General features: G+C 43.4%; 18 protein-coding genes. All 18 read left to right on the top strand.

Going from position 1 to position 19,202, the window contains the following annotated elements; all coding sequences use genetic code 11:
* Nucleotides 1-91: 91 nt before the first annotated feature.
* Nucleotides 92-676 carry a signal peptidase I gene (gene lepB / locus OGM16_15900; GenBank protein ID UYJ46257.1) on the top strand — a complete coding sequence of 195 codons (585 nt, stop codon included), beginning with the start codon at nucleotides 92-94 and terminating at the stop codon, nucleotides 674-676.
* Nucleotides 677-755: 79 nt separating this feature from the next.
* Complete coding sequence (miaB, locus tag OGM16_15895) at nucleotides 756-2,234, top strand: tRNA (N6-isopentenyl adenosine(37)-C2)-methylthiotransferase MiaB (GenBank protein ID UYJ46256.1); 1,479 nt, start codon at nucleotides 756-758, stop codon at nucleotides 2,232-2,234.
* Nucleotides 2,235-2,319: 85 nt separating this feature from the next.
* Nucleotides 2,320-4,965: a DNA mismatch repair protein MutS gene (gene mutS, locus OGM16_15890; protein UYJ48488.1), complete on the top strand. Its 2,646-nt coding sequence runs from the start codon at nucleotides 2,320-2,322 to the stop codon at nucleotides 4,963-4,965.
* Complete coding sequence (gene trmD / locus OGM16_15885; GenBank protein UYJ46255.1) at nucleotides 4,962-5,885, top strand: tRNA (guanosine(37)-N1)-methyltransferase TrmD; 924 nt, start codon at nucleotides 4,962-4,964, stop codon at nucleotides 5,883-5,885. Before mutS ends, trmD begins: the two co-directional genes overlap by 4 nt.
* Before the next feature lie 31 nt (nucleotides 5,886-5,916).
* Nucleotides 5,917-7,200, top strand: a complete 1,284-nt coding sequence (locus tag OGM16_15880; GenBank protein UYJ46254.1) for a hemolysin family protein — start codon at nucleotides 5,917-5,919, stop codon at nucleotides 7,198-7,200.
* A 126-nt stretch (nucleotides 7,201-7,326) separates the two neighbouring features.
* A complete protein-coding gene (gene rplS, locus OGM16_15875) occupies nucleotides 7,327-7,674 on the top strand; it encodes a 50S ribosomal protein L19 (protein UYJ46253.1) in 348 nt (115 codons plus the stop codon).
* A 96-nt stretch (nucleotides 7,675-7,770) separates the two neighbouring features.
* Nucleotides 7,771-8,313: a signal peptidase I gene (gene lepB / locus OGM16_15870; GenBank protein UYJ46252.1), complete on the top strand. Its 543-nt coding sequence runs from the start codon at nucleotides 7,771-7,773 to the stop codon at nucleotides 8,311-8,313.
* A gap of 15 nt (nucleotides 8,314-8,328) precedes the next feature.
* Nucleotides 8,329-9,201, top strand: a complete 873-nt coding sequence (gene ylqF / locus OGM16_15865) for a ribosome biogenesis GTPase YlqF (GenBank protein UYJ46251.1) — start codon at nucleotides 8,329-8,331, stop codon at nucleotides 9,199-9,201.
* On the top strand, nucleotides 9,202-9,849 hold the full coding sequence (locus tag OGM16_15860) for a ribonuclease HII (protein ID UYJ46250.1): 648 nt from the start codon (nucleotides 9,202-9,204) through the stop codon (nucleotides 9,847-9,849).
* Between the two features lie 18 nt (nucleotides 9,850-9,867).
* The gene (locus OGM16_15855) at nucleotides 9,868-10,209 is read left to right on the top strand and encodes a YraN family protein (GenBank protein UYJ48487.1); all 342 of its coding nucleotides are present in this window, start codon (nucleotides 9,868-9,870) and stop codon (nucleotides 10,207-10,209) included.
* 38 nt (nucleotides 10,210-10,247) lie between these two features.
* Nucleotides 10,248-11,099, top strand: a complete 852-nt coding sequence (gene pgeF, locus OGM16_15850) for a peptidoglycan editing factor PgeF (protein UYJ46249.1) — start codon at nucleotides 10,248-10,250, stop codon at nucleotides 11,097-11,099.
* A 163-nt stretch (nucleotides 11,100-11,262) separates the two neighbouring features.
* A complete protein-coding gene (locus tag OGM16_15845) occupies nucleotides 11,263-12,450 on the top strand; it encodes a ribose-phosphate pyrophosphokinase (protein UYJ46248.1) in 1,188 nt (395 codons plus the stop codon).
* Between the two features lie 395 nt (nucleotides 12,451-12,845).
* On the top strand, nucleotides 12,846-14,282 hold the full coding sequence (locus tag OGM16_15840; GenBank protein ID UYJ46247.1) for a DUF512 domain-containing protein: 1,437 nt from the start codon (nucleotides 12,846-12,848) through the stop codon (nucleotides 14,280-14,282).
* A complete protein-coding gene (locus OGM16_15835; GenBank protein UYJ46246.1) occupies nucleotides 14,260-14,463 on the top strand; it encodes a DUF6472 family protein in 204 nt (67 codons plus the stop codon). The genes OGM16_15840 and OGM16_15835 overlap by 23 nt, the downstream gene beginning before the upstream one ends.
* A gap of 72 nt (nucleotides 14,464-14,535) precedes the next feature.
* Nucleotides 14,536-15,864, top strand: coding sequence for a ribosome biogenesis GTPase Der (gene der / locus OGM16_15830; GenBank protein ID UYJ46245.1), 1,329 nt, complete (start codon nucleotides 14,536-14,538; stop codon nucleotides 15,862-15,864).
* A 202-nt stretch (nucleotides 15,865-16,066) separates the two neighbouring features.
* Nucleotides 16,067-16,702 carry a glycerol-3-phosphate 1-O-acyltransferase PlsY gene (plsY, locus tag OGM16_15825; GenBank protein ID UYJ46244.1) on the top strand — a complete coding sequence of 212 codons (636 nt, stop codon included), beginning with the start codon at nucleotides 16,067-16,069 and terminating at the stop codon, nucleotides 16,700-16,702.
* A gap of 24 nt (nucleotides 16,703-16,726) precedes the next feature.
* Nucleotides 16,727-17,740: an NAD(P)-dependent glycerol-3-phosphate dehydrogenase gene (locus OGM16_15820; GenBank protein ID UYJ46243.1), complete on the top strand. Its 1,014-nt coding sequence runs from the start codon at nucleotides 16,727-16,729 to the stop codon at nucleotides 17,738-17,740.
* Between the two features lie 161 nt (nucleotides 17,741-17,901).
* Nucleotides 17,902-19,128, top strand: coding sequence for an ABC transporter substrate-binding protein (locus tag OGM16_15815; GenBank protein ID UYJ46242.1), 1,227 nt, complete (start codon nucleotides 17,902-17,904; stop codon nucleotides 19,126-19,128).
* The last annotated feature ends 74 nt before the right edge of the window (nucleotides 19,129-19,202 follow it).

Raw genomic sequence — 19,202 nt, 5'->3', positions numbered from 1 at the left:
TTTAGGTATAGTAAATGTTCCCTCAGGGTCTTGCTTCAGGTATAAAAAGATCCTGGGAGTACATTAAAAGAAAGAAGAGGAAACTATCAGCATGTCAGAGGAAGAAAAGAAGGGCCGCAGCCTGAAACAACCGAAAGAAGAGCCACAGGAGACCAGTCTTGGGAAAGAGATCTTAAGCTGGCTTCAGATCATTGTTGCTGCGGTGGTGATCGCTTTTGTTTTAAATAATTTTGTTATTGCAAACAGCCGCATTCCAACCGGCTCCATGGAAAATACCATTATGTCCCACAGCCGTGTGATCGGTTCCAGGTTGTCTTATATAAAGGATGATCCGGAAAGAGGAGATATTGTGATTTTCCGTTATCCGGATAATGAGAAGCTATACTATGTAAAAAGAGTCATCGGTCTGCCGGGGGAAACTGTTGAGGTAATAGACGGAAAGGTATACATCAATGGCTCAGATACACCCTTAGATGAGCCTTATCTGCCGGAGCCAATGGAAGGTTCTTATGGACCATATGAAGTGCCGGAAGGCTGTTATTTTATGATGGGAGATAACAGGAATAATTCCCTGGATGCAAGGTTCTGGGATAATAAATTTGTTGCCAAAAATAAGATCGTGGCAAAAGTGCTGTTCTGTTATTATCCATTTAACAGGATAGGAAAAGTTGATTAAATTAAAAACAGTTCAATACAACTGGCTGGGTGATATTTCTGCCCGGCCTGCTTGCGTGTTTTAGATAAAGGAGAATTACATGGAAAACAAGACCCCATTTATGTCGGAAATACCGGAAAAGGAGCCTCAGCGTCAGCAGTACTTTATGGCTCACGCAAAAGAGCAGCTACATATTTTAGAAGAAAATCTTGGCAGACCACTTACCTGCTGTATCAACACCTTTGGATGTCAGATGAACGCCAGAGATTCTGAGAAGCTGTTAGGTATATTAGAGACCATTGGCTATCAGGCAGTAGAAACAGAGGATGCGGATTTTGTCCTTTACAATACCTGTACAGTCCGTGAAAATGCAAATCTGCGTGTTTATGGAAGACTGGGGCAGTTAGGTGCCAGAAAGAAAAAGCATCCCCATATGATGATCGCTTTGTGCGGCTGTATGATGCAGGAAAAAGAAGTAGTAGAAAAGATCAAAAAGACATACCGTTTTGTTGATCTTATTTTTGGGACCCATAATATTTTCAAGCTGGCAGAATTAGTAAGCCTTTGTCTGGAAGAACGTTTAGAGGAATTAGAAGCCCAGGGACGGGAAGACAAAAAGCCAAAGCATAAAATGGTAGTAGATGTATGGAAAGATACAGACCAGATTGTAGAAGACCTGCCGGTAGAACGCAAGTATTCCTTTAAATCAGGTGTAAATATCATGTTTGGCTGCAACAATTTCTGCAGCTACTGTATCGTACCCTATGTGCGTGGCCGTGAAAGAAGCCGCAGACCAGGCGAAATCATTGGTGAGATCAAAAATCTGGTAGAAGACGGCGTAGTAGAAGTAATGCTTTTAGGACAGAATGTAAACTCCTATGGAAAAGGACTGGATGAGCCATTAAATTTTGCCCAGCTTCTGGAAGAAGTGGAAAAGATCGAAGGACTGGAGCGCATCCGTTTTATGACTTCTCATCCAAAGGATCTTTCTGATGAACTGATCGGGGTAATGGCTAAGTCAAAAAAAATCTGCCGCCACCTCCATCTGCCGTTACAGTCCGGCAGCAGCCGTATCTTAAAAGCTATGAACCGCCGGTATACAAAGGAGCAGTATCTGGCACTGGCTGAAAAGATCAAAACAGCTATTCCGGATATCTCTCTGACAACCGATATTATTGTGGGCTTCCCGGGAGAAACAGAGGAAGATTTTGAAGAGACCTTAGATGTAGTAAGAAAGGTACGTTTTGACAGCGCATTTACCTTTATTTATTCCAAGCGTACCGGAACACCGGCAGCTGCTATGGAAAACCAGGTACCGGAAGACGTGGTAAAGAACCGTTTCGACCGCCTGTTAAAGGAAGTCCAGGATATATCTGCCCAGGTCTGCGGAAGAGACGTACATACAGTCCAGACTGTTCTGGTAGAGGAAGTAAATGACCATTCACCAGAACTGGTAACAGGACGAATGTCAAATAATACCATTGTACATTTTCCTGGAGATGCCTCTCTCATTGGCAGGCTGGTAGATGTATACTTAGAGGAAAGCAAGGGCTTTTATTACATGGGACGGTTGAACTAGTACGACAGATAAAACAGACAGAAACAGCAGATACACATAGAAGAGAGGAACACCATTGGAAATCGATTATTCACAGCTGTCTCCTATGATGCAGCATTACATGGAGACAAAAAAAGAGTACCCGGACTGTATATTATTTTACCGTCTGGGGGATTTTTACGAAATGTTCTTTGATGACGCACTGAAAGCATCTAAAGAACTGGAGATCACACTGACAGGTAAAGAATGCGGCTTAAAAGAGCGTGCGCCTATGTGCGGCGTACCTTTTCATGCAGTAGATTCTTATCTTTACCGTCTGGTACAAAAGGGCTATAAAGTTGCTATTGCAGAGCAGATGGAAGATCCTAAGCTGGCAAAGGGACTGGTAAAACGAGAGGTGATCCGTGTGGTAACACCGGGAACCATTACCAGCGCCCAGGCTTTGGATGAGACCAAAAATAACTATCTTATGGGTATCGTATACCTGGACAGCCGTTATGGTATTTCCACAGCCGATATCAGTACCGGTGAGTTTCTGGTAACAGAGGTGGAGTCAGACCGGGAATTATTTGACGAGATCAACAAATTTTCTCCATCTGAGATCATCTGCAACAATGCTTTTTATGTATCTGGTGTAGACCTTGAGGAGTTAAAGAACCGCTATCAGGTAGCGATCTCTGCTTTAGACAGTCATTTCTTTTCAGACGAATCCTGTAAAAAGGTCTTAAAAGAACATTTTAAAGTAGGTTCCTTAAGCGGCCTGGGCCTGGACGATTATCCTACAGGTGTTATTGCGGCAGGAGCTGTTATGGAGTATATGTATGAGACCCAGAAGAGTACTCTGGAGCATATTACAGGAATTACTCCTTATTCTACCGGTCAGTATATGGTTATCGATACATCCACCAGAAGAAACCTGGAACTGGTAGAAACTATGCGTGAAAAACAGAAAAGGGGAACCCTTTTATGGGTACTGGATAAGACCAAGACGGCTATGGGGGCCAGACTTCTCCGCAATTATATTGAGCAGCCGTTGATCCATAAACAGGAGATCCTGGGGCGTCAGGATGCGGTGGAAGAGCTGAATATGAATTATATTTCCAGAGAAGAGATCTGTGAATACTTAAATCCGGTGTATGATCTGGAACGTCTTATCGGCCGTATCAGCTATAAAACAGCCAATCCCAGAGATCTGCTGGCATTTAAGACATCCCTGGAAATGCTTCCTTATATTAAAAAACTGTTAGGAGAGTTTCGGGCAGATCTTTTAAAGGAATTAGAAACACAATTAGATCCTCTGGAAGATATTTATGAACTTATCGGCAAAGCCATTGTTGATGATCCGCCTATTACCATTCGTGAAGGCGGCATGATCCGTGAAGGCTATAACGAAGAGGCAGACCGCCTGCGCCATGCAAAAACAGAGGGAAAGACCTGGCTTGGTGAGCTGGAAAACAGGGAAAAAGAGAAAACGGGAATTAAAAATTTAAAGGTCAAGTTCAATAAAGTGTTTGGCTATTACTTTGAGGTCACAAATTCTTTTAAAGACATGGTTCCTGATTATTTTGTGAGAAAACAGACACTGACCAATGCAGAGCGTTTTACTACAGATGAGTTAAAGCAGTTAGAAGACGTGATCATGGGAGCAGAGGAAAAACTGGTATCTTTGGAATATGATCTGTTCTGTCAGGTCCGTGATTCTATTGCAGCCCAGGTAGTGCGCATCCAGAAAACTGCTAAAGCTATTGCAGGCATTGATGTGTTCTGCTCTTTATCTTCCGTTGCAACAAGGCGGAATTATGTAAAGCCTTCTATTAATGAAAAAGGTGTGATCCAGATCAAAAACGGCCGTCATCCGGTAGTAGAGCAGATGATGCGGGATGACCTGTTTGTGGCAAATGATACTTTCTTAGACAATGGAAAGAACCGCCTTTCTATTATTACCGGTCCTAACATGGCAGGTAAGTCTACCTACATGAGACAGACTGCCCTGATTGTGCTTATGGCACAGCTTGGCAGTTTTGTACCGGCCCAGGAAGCAAATATCGGTATCTGCGACCGCATTTTTACCAGAGTAGGTGCTTCCGATGACCTAGCAAGCGGGCAGAGTACCTTTATGGTTGAAATGACTGAGGTTGCTAATATCCTGCGAAATGCTACCAGAAACAGCCTTTTGGTTTTAGACGAGATCGGACGCGGGACCAGCACCTTTGATGGTCTTTCTATTGCGTGGGCTGTGGTAGAGCATATCAGCAATACAAAGCTGTTAGGTGCTAAAACCTTATTTGCAACCCATTACCATGAGCTGACAGAATTAGAGGGGACCATTGCCGGAGTAAAGAATTACTGTATCGCTGTAAAGGAACAGGGGGACGATATTGTGTTCCTGCGTAAGATCATCCGCGGCGGCGCTGATAAAAGCTATGGTATCCAGGTAGCTAAGCTGGCAGGTGTACCGGATTCTGTTATTGCCAGAGCGAAGGAGATCGCAGGTGAACTGACGGAAAATGATATTACAGCAAAGGCAAAAGAGATTGCGGCAGTCAGCGCCAATGTGGTACAGCACAAGGCAGTTCCAAAGCCGGATGAGGTGGATATGCAGCAGATGTCCTTCTTTGACACTGTAAAAGATGATGATATCATTAAGGAACTGGATGGCCTGGAGCTGTCTACCATGACACCTATTGATGCCATGAACACTTTATATCGCCTTCAGACCAGGCTTAAGAACCGTTGGAAGGAGAATCTATGAATTTCCATATATTAACATTATTTCCTGATATGGTAGAAAATGGTTTAAAAACCAGTATCACCGGCCGTGCTATTGAAAGCGGCGCCATTTCTGTAGAGGCAGTGGATATCCGGGATTATACAACTGACAAGCACAGACACGTAGACGATGCTCCTTATGGGGGCGGTGCAGGAATGGTGATCCAGCCGGCACCTGTGTGTGATGCTTACGAGGCACTTTGTAAAAAGCTGGGAAAACGCCCAAGGGTGATATACATGACTCCCCAGGGACGTGTGTTTAACCAGTCTATTGCCCAGGAACTGGCAAAAGAAGAAAATCTGGTGTTTTTATGCGGACATTATGAAGGTATTGATGAGAGAGCCTTAGAGCTGATCCATGCAGAATATCTGTCAGCAGGTGATTTTGTCCTTACAGGAGGCGAGCTTCCTTCTATGGTCATGATCGACTGTATTTCCCGCCTGGTACCGGGGGTACTGGGAAATGGGGATTCTGCAGAGGTAGAGTCCTTCTATGATAATCTGCTGGAATATCCACAGTATACCAGACCGGAGGTTTATGAGGGAAAAACAGTTCCACAAGTCCTTCTTTCCGGACACCACAAAAATATTGAAAGCTGGCGCAGAGAACAATCTATCCGCCGGACACTGGAAAGACGGCCAGATCTGTTGGAAGATGCAGCTCTTACATTAAAAGAGCAGAAGTTTTTAGACTGCCTGTTAAAGGAACAGGGAGAGAGCCGGTTAAAGGAATTAGAGCAGCTGGTAAAAGAAGCAGTGAAAAACGAAGAGACTCCGGGCAGTGACAGGGAATACTACCAGCAGATGAAGAAAGTAAAAAAGCTTCTTAATGAAAAACGTGTCACATTACAGGAACTGAAAGGTTATTATAAGGTTCTCGGAGTGTTAAAACAGGAAATATAAGCGATATAAGATTTTAAGGAGATAGAAAAAAATGGATCCAACAGGCAATACGGTTGCCCTGCGTATAATTATTATTGTTATTTTACTGGCGTTATCTGCCTATTTTTCTTCTGCAGAAACTGCCCTGACTATGGTAAATAAGATCCGTATGCGTACTCTTGCAGATGACGGGAATAAGGCGGCAGCCTGTGTGCTGAAGCTTCATGAAAATAAGGGTAAAATGCTAAGTGCCATACTTATTGGAAATAATGTGGTAAACCTTTCCACTTCTTCAATTATGACTATACTGGCAGCTGATATTTTTGGAAATGCTGCTGTTGGGATTGCTACTGGTGTCCTGACGATCCTGATCCTGATCTTTGGGGAGATCACACCGAAGACCATGGCTTCCCTTGAAGCGGATAAGATCGCCATGAAGAGTGCAAAAAATATTTATCTTTTAATGATGATCCTCACACCTGTGATCTGGACAGTAAATAAAATGTCCGGCGGTATTCTGCGCCTGCTTCATGTAGATCCTAATAAAAAGACTGACGTTATGACAGAAGATGAACTTCGTACTATTGTGGCAGTGGGGCATGAAAAAGGTGTCATCGAGACAGATGAAAAAAATATGATCAATAATGTGTTCGATCTGGATGATTCTGTTGCAGGGGATATTATGGTTCCCCGTGTGAACATGACTTTTATTGATATAGATGCCAATTACGAAGAGCTGATGGAAAAATTCCGTAAGACCCGGTATACACGTTTTCCGGTCTACCAGGACAGCAAGGATAATGTAGTAGGTATTGTAAATATTAAAGATCTTTTGCTTGAAGATGAGGCAGAAAACTTTTCTATTAAAGATCATTTAAGAAAGCCGCTGTATACCTTTGAAGCTAAAAAAGTTTCAGAGCTGATGCTGGAAATGCGGAAAACTTCCAATAATATTGCAGTAGTTTTAGATGAATACGGAACCACAGCAGGCCTGATCACATTAGAAGACATCCTGGAAGAGATCGTAGGTGACATCCGTGATGAATATGATGCTGACGAGGAAAAGGATTTTGTAAAATTAGGCCACGGGGTTTATCTTGTAGACGGTGCTATGAGCCTGGATGATGTAAATGACAGACTGGGACTTTCCCTGTATTCAGAAGATTATGATTCCATTGGCGGTCTTATGATAGAAAAGCTGGATCATATTCCGGTTCAGGGAGAATTGGTGACTGTTGGAAACATCCGTCTGTCTGCCCACAGAGTCAATGGAAACCGTATTAAGAAGGTCTGTATCCAGATTTTAAAGACAGATGGAAAAAGTACTTGCATTTAGCGGGAAATTATGCTAATATTAATTCGTTGTGACAAGAATAGATGGTCCTCTGCTACTAAAGTATTGTGAACGTGATTTATGATACAGAGTATTAAGAACATCCAATAGATGAAGGAGGTTCACACCATGAACGAAATTATTAAGAATATCGAAGCAGCACAGTTAAAAGAGAACGTACCTAGCTTTAATGTTGGTGATACTGTAAAGGTATACAACAAGATCAAAGAGGGTAACCGCGAAAGAATCCAGATCTTCGAAGGAACTGTTATTAAGAGACAGAACGGCGGAGCTAGAGAGACTTTCACAGTAAGAAAGAACTCCAATGGTATCGGCGTTGAGAAGACCTGGCCATTACATTCCCCAAGCGTTGACAACGTAGAAGTTGTTCGTAAGGGTAAAGTAAGAAGAGCAAAACTGAACTACTTAAGAGACAGAGTAGGTAAGGCTGCTAAGGTAAAAGAGTTAGTTAAATAATTTAAGTTTAAACGATTAAAAAGGGGCAATGAAAATTGCCCCTTTTTAGCTCATAAAAGACAGGTTGCAGACAGGTTTGTTTTTTCGGGGGTAACAGTGGATTTCTATATAAATGATGATACAGCCTGGCTGCGAAAGGCTGTAAGATGGGTAGTAAATATTGTAGTAGCCATTGCCTGCGGCTGGTTTTTAGTGTATGGATTTGGTGAGCAGGTTCTTATATCCGGCAATTCCATGCAGCCACAGTTAAGCGCCCAGGATGTGGTCCTTATGAACCGTATTATCTATGTAACAGGCACTCCGGACCGCTTCGATGTGGTGGTATTTGAGCGTGAAGACGGAAAGAAAAATGTAAAACGTATCATTGGGCTTCCGGGAGAGACTGTTCAGATCCGTGATAACCGCGTATATATTAACGGAGAACCTTTAAAAGAGGATAAAATGGGGGAAGTGTCTTTAGCAGGAAGAGCAGCTGATCCGGTGCGTCTGGGGGAAAAAGAATATTTTCTGTTAGGTGACAACAGGGGAAGCAGTGAAGACAGCCGTTTCCCAAATATTGGAAATGTAAAAAGAGAACAGATACTGGGCAAGGCGTGGTTCCGCATGCTTCCGCTGCTGAACCTTGGCTTTGTATCGTAAAAGGAGTTAGAATATATGAATATACAGTGGTATCCAGGTCATATGACCAAGGCAAGAAGGGCAATGCAGGAAGATATCAAGCTGATCGACTTAGTGATCGAGCTGGTAGACGCCAGAGTTCCTTTTTCCAGCCGTAACCCGGATATTGACAAGCTTGCTGCAGGAAAGGCAAGAATGGTCCTGTTAAACAAGGCGGATCTGGCAGATGAGACAGAAACCCGCAAGTGGGCCCAGATGTTTGAGGACATGGGCATCCATGTAGTAAAGATCGATGCCCGCAACAAAGGAACCTTAAAACAGGTACAGACTGCACAGCAGGAAGCATGTAAGGAGAAAATTGAAAGAGACCGCCGTAGAGGTATTTTAAACCGCCCCATCCGTACTATGGTAGTGGGCATTCCGAACGTAGGAAAATCTACCTTCATTAATTCCTTTGCAGGTAAGGCCTGTGCAAAAACAGGAAACAAGCCTGGTGTTACAAAGGGCAACCAGTGGATCCGTTTAAATAAGACCTTAGAGCTTTTAGATACACCTGGTATTTTATGGCCTCGTTTTGAGGACCAGCAGGTAGGTCTGCATCTGGCACTCATTGGTTCCATTAATGACCAGATCTTAAACAAAGACGAGCTGGCCTGTGAACTGATCAGTCTTTTAGAAAAAGATTACCCACAGGTGATAAAAGAACGCTTTGGTATTGAAAATGTAGAAGAAGACCGTGTAAAAGTATTAGAAGAGATCGCAAGAAGCCGTGCCTGCTTAATGAAAGGCGGAGAATTAGATTTTGCAAGAGCGTCAGCACTGCTTTTAGACGATTTCCGCGCTGGTAAGTTAGGCCATATCAGTCTGGAAAAAGCACAGGATTACAAAGACAGGATCAAGGTGAAATAAATGGCCAGAGAGTTAAAAGGTGAAAAACTGGAAAAAGAACTGCTCCGTTTAGAAGAGATGAAAGCCTACGAAAAAGAGAATGCCCGGTATGAACTGATATGCGGCATTGACGAGGCTGGAAGAGGACCTTTAGCAGGCCCGGTGGCAGCAGGTGCTGTTATCCTTCCAAAAGACTGCCGGATCTTATATTTGAATGATTCCAAAAAGCTTTCTGAAAAGCGCAGGGAAGAACTGTTTTTAGAAATTAAGGAAAAAGCACTTGCCTGGAGTGTAGGTATTGCTACACCACAGCGGATCGATGAGATCAATATCCTGCAGGCTACTTACGAGGCTATGAGAGAGGCAATAAAAGGTCTTGGAGTGGAGCCTGGACTTTTATTAAATGATGCAGTGACGATTCCAGGGGTTGAGATCCCCCAGATCCCTATTGTAAAAGGCGATGCTAAAAGTGTATCTATTGCAGCAGCCAGCATTCTGGCAAAAGTCACCAGGGATCATATGATGGCGGAATATGATGAGATCTATCCCGGATATGGCTTTGGGAAGCATAAAGGGTATGGCACAAAGGCGCATATTGAAGCGTTGAAGGAGCTTGGGCCATGTCCTATCCACAGAAGAAGCTTTATTGGTCATTTTGTTGAGGTATAGGGGAATATATAGGATTTGATGAATAAAAGAGAAATTGGCAGCCGTTACGAAGAAGCAGCGGCTGCTTTTTTGCAAAAGCAGGGCTTTCGCATTTTGGAGAAAAATTTCCGCTGCAGACAGGGAGAGATCGACCTGGTGTGCAGGGAAGGAAAAGAACTGGTATTTACAGAGGTGAAATACCGGTCAGATGTATCCTGCGGTTCGCCTTTTGAGGCAGTGGATTTTCGCAAGCAGGAGAAAATACGGCGTACAGCCCTGTTTTACCTGTGCCGGTACGGTTATCCGGAAAATACGCCCTGCCGTTTTGATGTGGTGGGCATAACCGGTGACAGCATACAGCTGATACGAAATGCTTTTTAGATCCCAGGAACACATTTACATAGAAAAGAGGCAGACAGATGATCCCATGGAACTATAAAAATGAAAATAAGATATTTATGAACAGAGAAAAAAATGGAGTTCCCTATCTTTCTTTTTCTGTACTGGAAGAGACTGGACTTGTGTTAAACGGTTTCTCTACCCGTTTAGGAGGTGCAAGCAGGGAAAAATACGCTACTATGAATTTTGCCTGGAACAAGGGAGATGATCCGGCTGATGTGCTGGAAAACTACACCCGTATGGCAGCGGCATTAGGAGTTGACAGAGACCGGATGGTGGCATCCCAGCAGACTCATACTACTAATGTGCGGCTTGTAACAGAGGAAGATGCCGGAAAGGGAGTAGTAAGGGGAAGGGATTACACAGATGTGGACGGACTGATCACCAATGTAGCGGGGCTTACTCTGGCAACCTTTTATGCTGATTGTGTACCTCTATATTTTCTGGATCTGAAACATAAAGCGATTGGTCTTTCTCACTCCGGTTGGCGCGGCACTGTAAACAGAATGGGACAATGTACCATAAATGCCATGAAAAAAGCCTTTGGAACAGATCCAAAAGATCTGATCACCTGTATTGGCCCAAGTATCTGTAAGGATTGTTTTGAAGTGGGAGAAGAAGTGGCAGAGGCGTTTATGGAAAGCTTCAAACCGGAGTGGCATAATGAGATCATTGCTCTGGGAAAACGTCCGGACAAGTACCAGCTAGACCTGTGGCGTGCCAATGAGATCATTTTCATGGAAGCCGGGGTAAAGCCGGAAAATATCCATACTACCAATATCTGTACCATGTGCAACCACGAATATCTTTTTTCTCACCGAAAAGTGGGAAATGAAAGAGGCAATATGGGGGCATTTCTGGGGCTGAGATAACGTAATGTCCTCCCAGGATCTTTTCATAAAACCAGGAACAGAAAAATTCTGGGAAAACATTGTATTTTTTCAGGAAATGTTACGGAATACTTGACCCTTATCATGGAAAATGGTATAAAACAATAAGATAAAGGACCATTATAGGACAAAGGAGTATGCTTTCATGGCTAATAATTTTGTATTCAACGACTCTCTTCCGGTAGCACCTTTAAAGCTGGCTGCACTGGAAAGCTGCAAGGATTTTGCGTCTAAGGTAGATTCTCACATCGTTCAGTTCCGCCGCAACGATATGGAGGAATTAAAGCGCCGCAAGGCAGACCTGCATTATCGTGGATATGATGTAGATTCTTACCTGCTTGATCTTGAGTGCCCAAGATTTGGTACCGGCGAGGCAAAGGCAGTGATCAATGAGTCTGTCAGAGGTACGGACATTTTTGTAATGGCAGATGTAATGAATTACAGCATTCCTTACACTGTTTGCGGCTACACCAATCACATGTCACCAGATGACCATTTTCAGGATATGAAGCGTGTTATCGGTTCCTGCGTGGCAACTGCACATCGTGTAAATGTAGTTATGCCTTTCTTATATGAAAGCCGTCAGCACAAAAGAAGCAAACGTGAATCCTTAGACTGCGCTATGGCATTAGAAGAATTGATCGCAATGGGCGTTGAGAACATTATTACCTTTGATGCCCATGATCCAAGAGTGCAGAATGCCATCCCTCTGTACGGATTTGATAATTTTATGCCAACCTATCAGTTTGTTAAGGCATTATTCACTCATGATAAGACAACCCAGATCGATAAAGATCACCTGATGGTCATCAGCCCGGATGAAGGTGCTATGAATCGTGCTGTATATCTGGCAAATAACTTAGGCGTTGATATGGGTATGTTCTATAAGCGCCGTGATTATTCTAAGGTAGTAAACGGACGCAATCCGATCGTTGCCCATGAATTCCTGGGATCTTCTGTAGAAGGAAAGACAGTTCTTATTATTGATGATATGATCTCTTCCGGCGAGAGCATGTTAGACACCTGTAAGGAATTAAAGGAAAGAAAAGCAGCAAAGGCAATTGTATGCTGTACTTTTGGCCTGTTTACCAATGGCCTTGAAAAGTTTGATGAATACTATGAAAAGGGATATCTGGACTATGTGATCACTACTAACTTAAATTATCGTCCAAAAGAGCTTTTCGACCGCAAGTGGTATCTGGAAGCAGATATGAGTAAGTACACTGCAGCTATCATTAACTCCTTAAACCATGACCGTTCCATCAGTGCATCCCTGTCTCCAACAGACAAGATACAGAAGCTGGTACAGAGACGCCACAATGGAGAAATTTAATCAACGGGCGACCCGCCTGCGATAGCAGGCAGTGGAGCGCCATAGCACGTGGGTCGTGAGTATATATAACTAGTACATCGTTTCGTAAATAACTGTACTAATCACGTAGGATGCGGATTTGAGGGTGCAGGTCTAAAAACGTAGGCGTAGCGGGCTACGCTGAGGCTTTTAGACCTGTGCAATCAGATTCGCAGACAAGTGAGTGGTATAGTTATTTCGAAAACGATGTACTAGCAAAGATCATGCCGCAAAATAGCATTGAAAACTATTTTGCGGCATTTAGTTTACAAAGTTCTTTAAAATTGGTACAATGAGCGCAGGGAAAAACAAGGGGATGCGATGCAGACATTTGTTTTTCCTGGGCCATTAATGAACAACACAGAGGTTATATGAATATGAATAAAAAACTGGAAGGACATCCTATTTCGAAAGTAGATCCAGGTTCCATTGGCGAGGAACTGGAGCTGGAACCGGGAGACAGAGTCCTTACCATCAATGGAAATCCTGTTGAAGATATTTTTGACTATGAATATTATGTAAACAGCCCGTCTATGACCATGGTGGTGCGAAAAGCCAATGGGGAAGAATGGGAACTGGATATAGAAAATGATTATGAGGATCTGGGACTGACTTTTGAAAACGGTCTGATGAGTGATTACCGTTCCTGCAGCAACAAATGTATTTTCTGCTTTATTGACCAGATGCCTCCGGGAATGAGAGAGACTCTTTATTTTAAAGATGATGATACCCGGTTATCTTTCCTTCAGGGAAATTATGTTACACTGACCAACTTAAAAGAAAAGGACATAGAGCGTATCATCCGCTTTAAACTGGCACCTATTAACATTTCTGTACAGACCACCAATCCACAGCTGCGTTGTATGATGCTGCACAACCGGTTTGCAGGAAAGGCACTGAAACTTATTGACCGTTTATATGAGGCGGAAACTCCCATGAACGGACAGATTGTTCTTTGCAAGGGAGTAAATGACGGAGCAGAATTAGAGCGTTCTATTGGTGATCTTTCCAAATATGCACCTGTTATGCAAAGTGTTTCGGTAGTACCTGTAGGACTTTCTAAATATAGAGATGGTTTATACCCACTGCAGCCTTTTACAAAAGAAGATGCCTGCGCTACCATTGATATGATCGAAGGCTGGCAGAAAAAAATCTTCGCAGAACATGGAATCCATTTTATCCACGCAAGTGACGAGTTTTATATTCTGGCAGAAAGAGAACTTCCGGAAGAAGAACGTTATGATGGCTATATACAGCTGGAAAATGGCGTAGGTATGCTGCGGCTTATGGCTAGTGAGGTGGCTGATGCATTAGAGCAGGTGGAAGAAAATGACGAGCCGGGACTGGTATCCATTGCAACTGGCCGCCTTCCGTATCCTTATATGGAAAAATATGCGGACTGGATCCGGAAAAAATTTCCAAACAGGACCATTAACATTTATCCCATCCGCAATGATTTCTTTGGTGAGAGTATTACTGTTTCCGGACTGATCACAGCAAAAGATCTGATCGCCCAGCTGAAGGATAAGGAACTGGGGGAATATCTCCTTCTTCCTATTAATATGTTCCGGAGCGGGGAGACAGTATTCTTAGATGACTTAACTGCAGAAGATGTAGAAAAGGCTTTACAAGTTAAGATACGTATAGTAAAATCAGACGGGCAAGATTTTGTCCATGCTATTCTCGAACCGTCCTCAGAGCCGGAACCGGAACCAATGGAAGAAGGACTTCCGGGAGAAGAATATGGTTATGAAGGCTATGAGCTGGATGAGATATGGGAAGATGAGGACGATGAAACAGAGCAAAAAAGATAAAAAAACCGTTGGCAGCTGTGAATGCTGCGGAAACTATGTATATGATGAAGAAAATGAATACTATGTCTGCGAAGTAGATTTAGATGAGGATGATATGGTGCGCTTTTTAAAGGGAGATGTGAGAGCTTGTCCTTATTATCAGTCAGATGACGAGTACAAGATCGTGCGCAAACAGATATAGTGGTGATATCTTCCCGCAAAATCATGGGAAACAGATTTCCATAGTACATGGTGAAAGTAAGGAGGAAAACAATTGAGTAAACCAGTCGTGGCCATTGTAGGAAGGCCAAACGTTGGAAAATCTACCCTGTTTAATGTAATTGCAGGGGACACTATTTCCATTGTAAAAGATACACCTGGTGTTACCAGAGACAGGATTTATGCAGACTGTACCTGGCTGAATATGAATTTTACACTGATCGATACAGGTGGTATTGAGCCGGACAGCAGCGACATCATTCTTTCACAGATGAGAGAACAGGCTGAGATCGCTATTGCTACCGCAGATGTGATTGTATTTATTGTAGACGTACGTCAGGGGTTGGTAGATGCTGACTCTAAGGTGGCAGATATGCTGCGTAAGTCCCATAAACCGGTTATTCTGGCAGTGAATAAGGTAGACAGCCTTGCAAAATTCGGAAATGATGTTTATGAGTTCTATAATCTGGGAATCGGGGATCCGATCCCTGTATCAGGTGCTTCACGTTTAGGGATCGGTGATCTGTTAGATGCGGTAGTAGCACATTTTGACGCATCCCAGATGGAAGAAGAGGAAGATGACCGCCCAAGGATCGCAGTAGTAGGAAAGCCTAATGTAGGAAAATCTTCTCTCATTAATAAGCTGTTAGGTGAAAACCGTGTGATCGTTTCCAATATTGCAGGAACCACTAGAGACGCAGTAGATACGGAGATCGTCCACAACGGTGTTCCTTATGTATTTATTGATACAGCAGGACTCCGCCGTAAGAATAAGATTAAAGAAGATCTGGAACGCTACAGCATCATCCGTACGGTAACGGCAGTAGAACGTGCTGATGTAGTCATTATTGTGATTGATGCAAAAGAAGGCATCACAGAGCAGGACGCAAAGATCGCAGGTATCGCCCACGAACGTGGAAAGGGCATCATCGTTGCTGTAAACAAGTGGGATGCCATTGAAAAGAATGATAAGACCATTTACCAGTATACAAACAAGTTAAAAGAAACCCTTTCTTTTATGCCTTATGCAGAGTATATTTTTATCTCAGCAGAAACAGGCCAGAGACTTCCGAAACTGTTTGAGTTGGTAGATGCAGTGCGCCAGAACCAGAATATGCGTGTGGCTACCGGCGTATTAAATGAGATCGTTTCCGAGGCAGTTGCCATGCAGCAGCCGCCGTCTGATAAAGGAAAGCGCTTAAAGATCTACTATGTAACGCAGGTAGCAGTAAAACCGCCTACATTCGTAGTTTTTGTAAACGATAAGGAGCTGATGCATTTCTCTTATACCAGATATTTGGAGAATCAGATCCGGAATGCATTTGGTTTCAGGGGAACATCTTTAAAATTCCTTATACGTGAGCGGAAAGATAAGGATAAATAGTTTTAAATAAACAATGTAGATCAGCAGGGCCTGCTGCACACAGCTTAATAAACAGCTGGCGCAACAGTCCCTGAATTGCGTTATATTGTGAAAAAAGCAAATGTACGCAGAACACGGACAAACGCCCATGCTGGAAAGCGTAAATGCTGTGTAAAAAGACAAAAAAAAGAAAGTGCTATAAAATTACATAAGGGGTATGAAAATGGAACGTCTTGTATGTTTAGCAGTGGGATACCTGTTTGGTATCTTCCAGACCGGTTATATTTATGGAAGGGTACATGGAATTGATATCCGCAAATACGGAAGCGGAAATTCCGGCAGTACCAATGCGCTGCGTGTAATGGGAAAGAAGGCAGGTCTTACAGTTTTTGCAGGGGATTTCTTAAAAACAGTGATCCCTTGTATGGCAGTTCGCTGTATCTTTAAAAATCAGCCGGACTATGCATATGTATATATGCTGTATATTGGTCTGGGAGCGATCTTGGGACATAATTATCCTTTCTATCTTCATTTTAAAGGCGGAAAGGGAATTGCGGCAACAGCCGGAATTATCTTTTCTATTGACTGGAGACTGACTGTTTTATGTCTGGCGGTATTTATACTGATCGTGGCTGTGACCCGCTATGTTTCCCTGGGCTCTCTGGTAGTTTCCGTGATCCTTCTTGCATGGAATGTCTACATGGGAAAATGCGGGGCATACAATTTAAGCGCTGTATCTTCTGTAGAGTATGGTGCAATGACAGCGGTGATCGCAGCTATGGCATTCTGGCGTCACAGAGCCAATATCATTCGCCTGATCCATGGAAATGAAAACAAGGTCGGCGCAAAAAAATCATAAAAAATCGTAAAGGATGGTGGGGTAATGGCATCAGTTGGAGTAATCGGATCAGGAACATGGGGAACAGCACTGGCAATCCTTTTAAATGGAAATGGACATAAGGTGCAGCTTTGGTCAGCGATTCCTGCGGAGGTAGAAAGTTTATCAGTAAACAGGAAGCATCCAAACTTAGGGGATACGCCAATACCGGAAGAAATTGAGATCACCGGTGATTTAGAGGCGGCTATGAAGGATAAGGATCTGTTAGTCATGTCAGTGCCATCTGTCTACGTGAGACAGACAGCAGTGAAAATGAAACCATGGTTAAAACCAGGTCAGATCGTTACAAATGTAGCAAAGGGAATTGAAGAAGCAACTTTGAAAACATTATCTGAAGTGATCGAGGAAGAACTTCCCCAGGCAGAGGTAACTGTGCTTTCCGGACCAAGCCATGCAGAAGAAGTAAGCAGAGGTCTTCCAACTACCTGTGTAACAGGTGCCCACAGCAAGGCAGCAGCAGAATATGTACAAAGCCTGTTTATGAGTCCTGTATTCCGTGTATACACAAGCCCGGACATGCTAGGGATTGAGCTGGGCGGAGCCTTGAAAAATGTTATCGCCCTGGCAGCTGGTACAGCAGATGGTCTGGGCTGCGGGGATAATACAAAGGCAGCGCTGATCACCAGGGGCATTGCAGAGATCACCCGCCTGGGAACTGTTATGGGCGGAAAGCCTGAGACCTTTTCAGGACTTACCGGCATTGGTGATCTGATCGTCACCTGTGCAAGTATGCACAGCCGCAACCGAAGGGCTGGTATCCTCATTGGAAAAGGCTATACCATGGATGAGGCCATGAAAGAAGTGAAAATGGTAGTGGAAGGTGTTTATTCTGCAAAGGCAGCTTTAAAACTGGCAGAAAAATATCATGTGACCATGCCTATTGTAGAACAGGTAAACGAGGTTTTATTTGACGGTAAGTCCGCAAAGGATGCTCTGGCAGAGCTGATGCTGCGGGATAAGCGTATGGAAAATACCAGTCTTATCTGGGATAAGGAATAACTATCATAACTACTGGTTATGAAACAGTCAATCTTTCTCACATTTTTTTTATAAAAGGTATTGACAAGGCAATTATCAGTTTTTATAATGTAAAAAGTTTAAGAACAAATGTATCTGTATGAAAGACATAACAGATACAGTCATGTGAGGAGGACACTATTATGAAAAAAAGATTTTTAAGCGCTGGTTTAGCAGTAGTTATGGCAGCATCTTTAACAGCATGCGGCGGCTCAGGTTCCGCATCTACCACAACAGCAGCTGCTGGTGAGGCTAAAGCAGAAGGTGAGAGCAAGGCAGCTGAAAGCAGTGCAGCAGCAGATGGCGCTTCCTTTAAGATCGGTGGTATCGGCCCTGTAACCGGCGGCGCAGCAGTTTACGGTCTGGCTGTACAGCATGGTGCAGAGATCGCTGTTAAAGAGATCAATGAAGCTGGTGGTATCAACGGCTATCCTGTTGAGTTCCAGTTCCAGGATGATGAGCATGATGCAGAAAAATCTGTAAATGCTTATAATACCTTAAAAGACTGGGGAATGCAGGCACTGATGGGAACAGTTACATCTGCTCCATGTATCGCAGTTGCTGACAAGACTGCAGCTGATAATATGTTCCAGATCACACCATCCGGCTCTGCTGTAGAATGTGCGGCTAATCCAAATGTATACCGTGTCTGCTATTCTGACCCGGCTCAGGGTACAGCATCTGCTAAGTACATCGGTGAGCACAAGCTGGCAAGCAAGGTAGCTGTTATCTATGACAGCTCTGATGTATACTCCAGTGGTATTTATGAGAAGTTTGCCCAGGAAGCTCCAAATCAGGGCATTGAAGTTGTTGACGCTGAAGCATTTACCGCAGACAGCAACAAGGATTTCTCTACTCAGTTACAGAAAGCAAAAGAATCCGGCGCAGAGCTGGTATTCTTACCAATCTACTATACAGAAGCTTCCCTGATCTTACAGCAGGCTAATACCATGGACTTTGCTCCACAGTTCTTTGGATGCGATGGTATGGATGGTATCTTACAGGTTCAGAACTTTGATGTTAAACTGGCTGAAGGTCTGATGCTGTTAACTCCATTTGCAGCAGATGCTACAGATGATCTGACTGTAAAGTTTGTTAAGAGCTTTGAAGATGCATATGGTGAGACCCCGATCCAGTTTGCAGCAGATGCTTATGATGCTATGTACGTCATCAAAGCTGCTATGGAAGAAGCAAATGTTACTCCGGATATGGCTGTAGGTGATATCTGCGATGCTATGGAAGGTGCTATGACAAAGATCAAAGTTGACGGTCTGACCGGTACTAACATGACTTGGACAGAAGATGGTGAGCCTGAGAAGGATCCTAAGGCTGTTCAGGTTGTAGATGGCGCTTATAAGGCTATGGAATAATTAATTTCAGAAAATCAAGAAAACCTGATCAATAACCCAAAAGAGGGTTGTCGTTATGACAACCCTCTTGGTTT

The organism is Lachnospiraceae bacterium (assembly GCA_025758065.1).
Lineage (GTDB): Bacteria > Bacillota > Clostridia > Lachnospirales > Lachnospiraceae > Enterocloster.
Note: the sequence above shows the minus strand (reverse complement) of the source record. Positions and strands in the feature narration are given on the sequence as shown.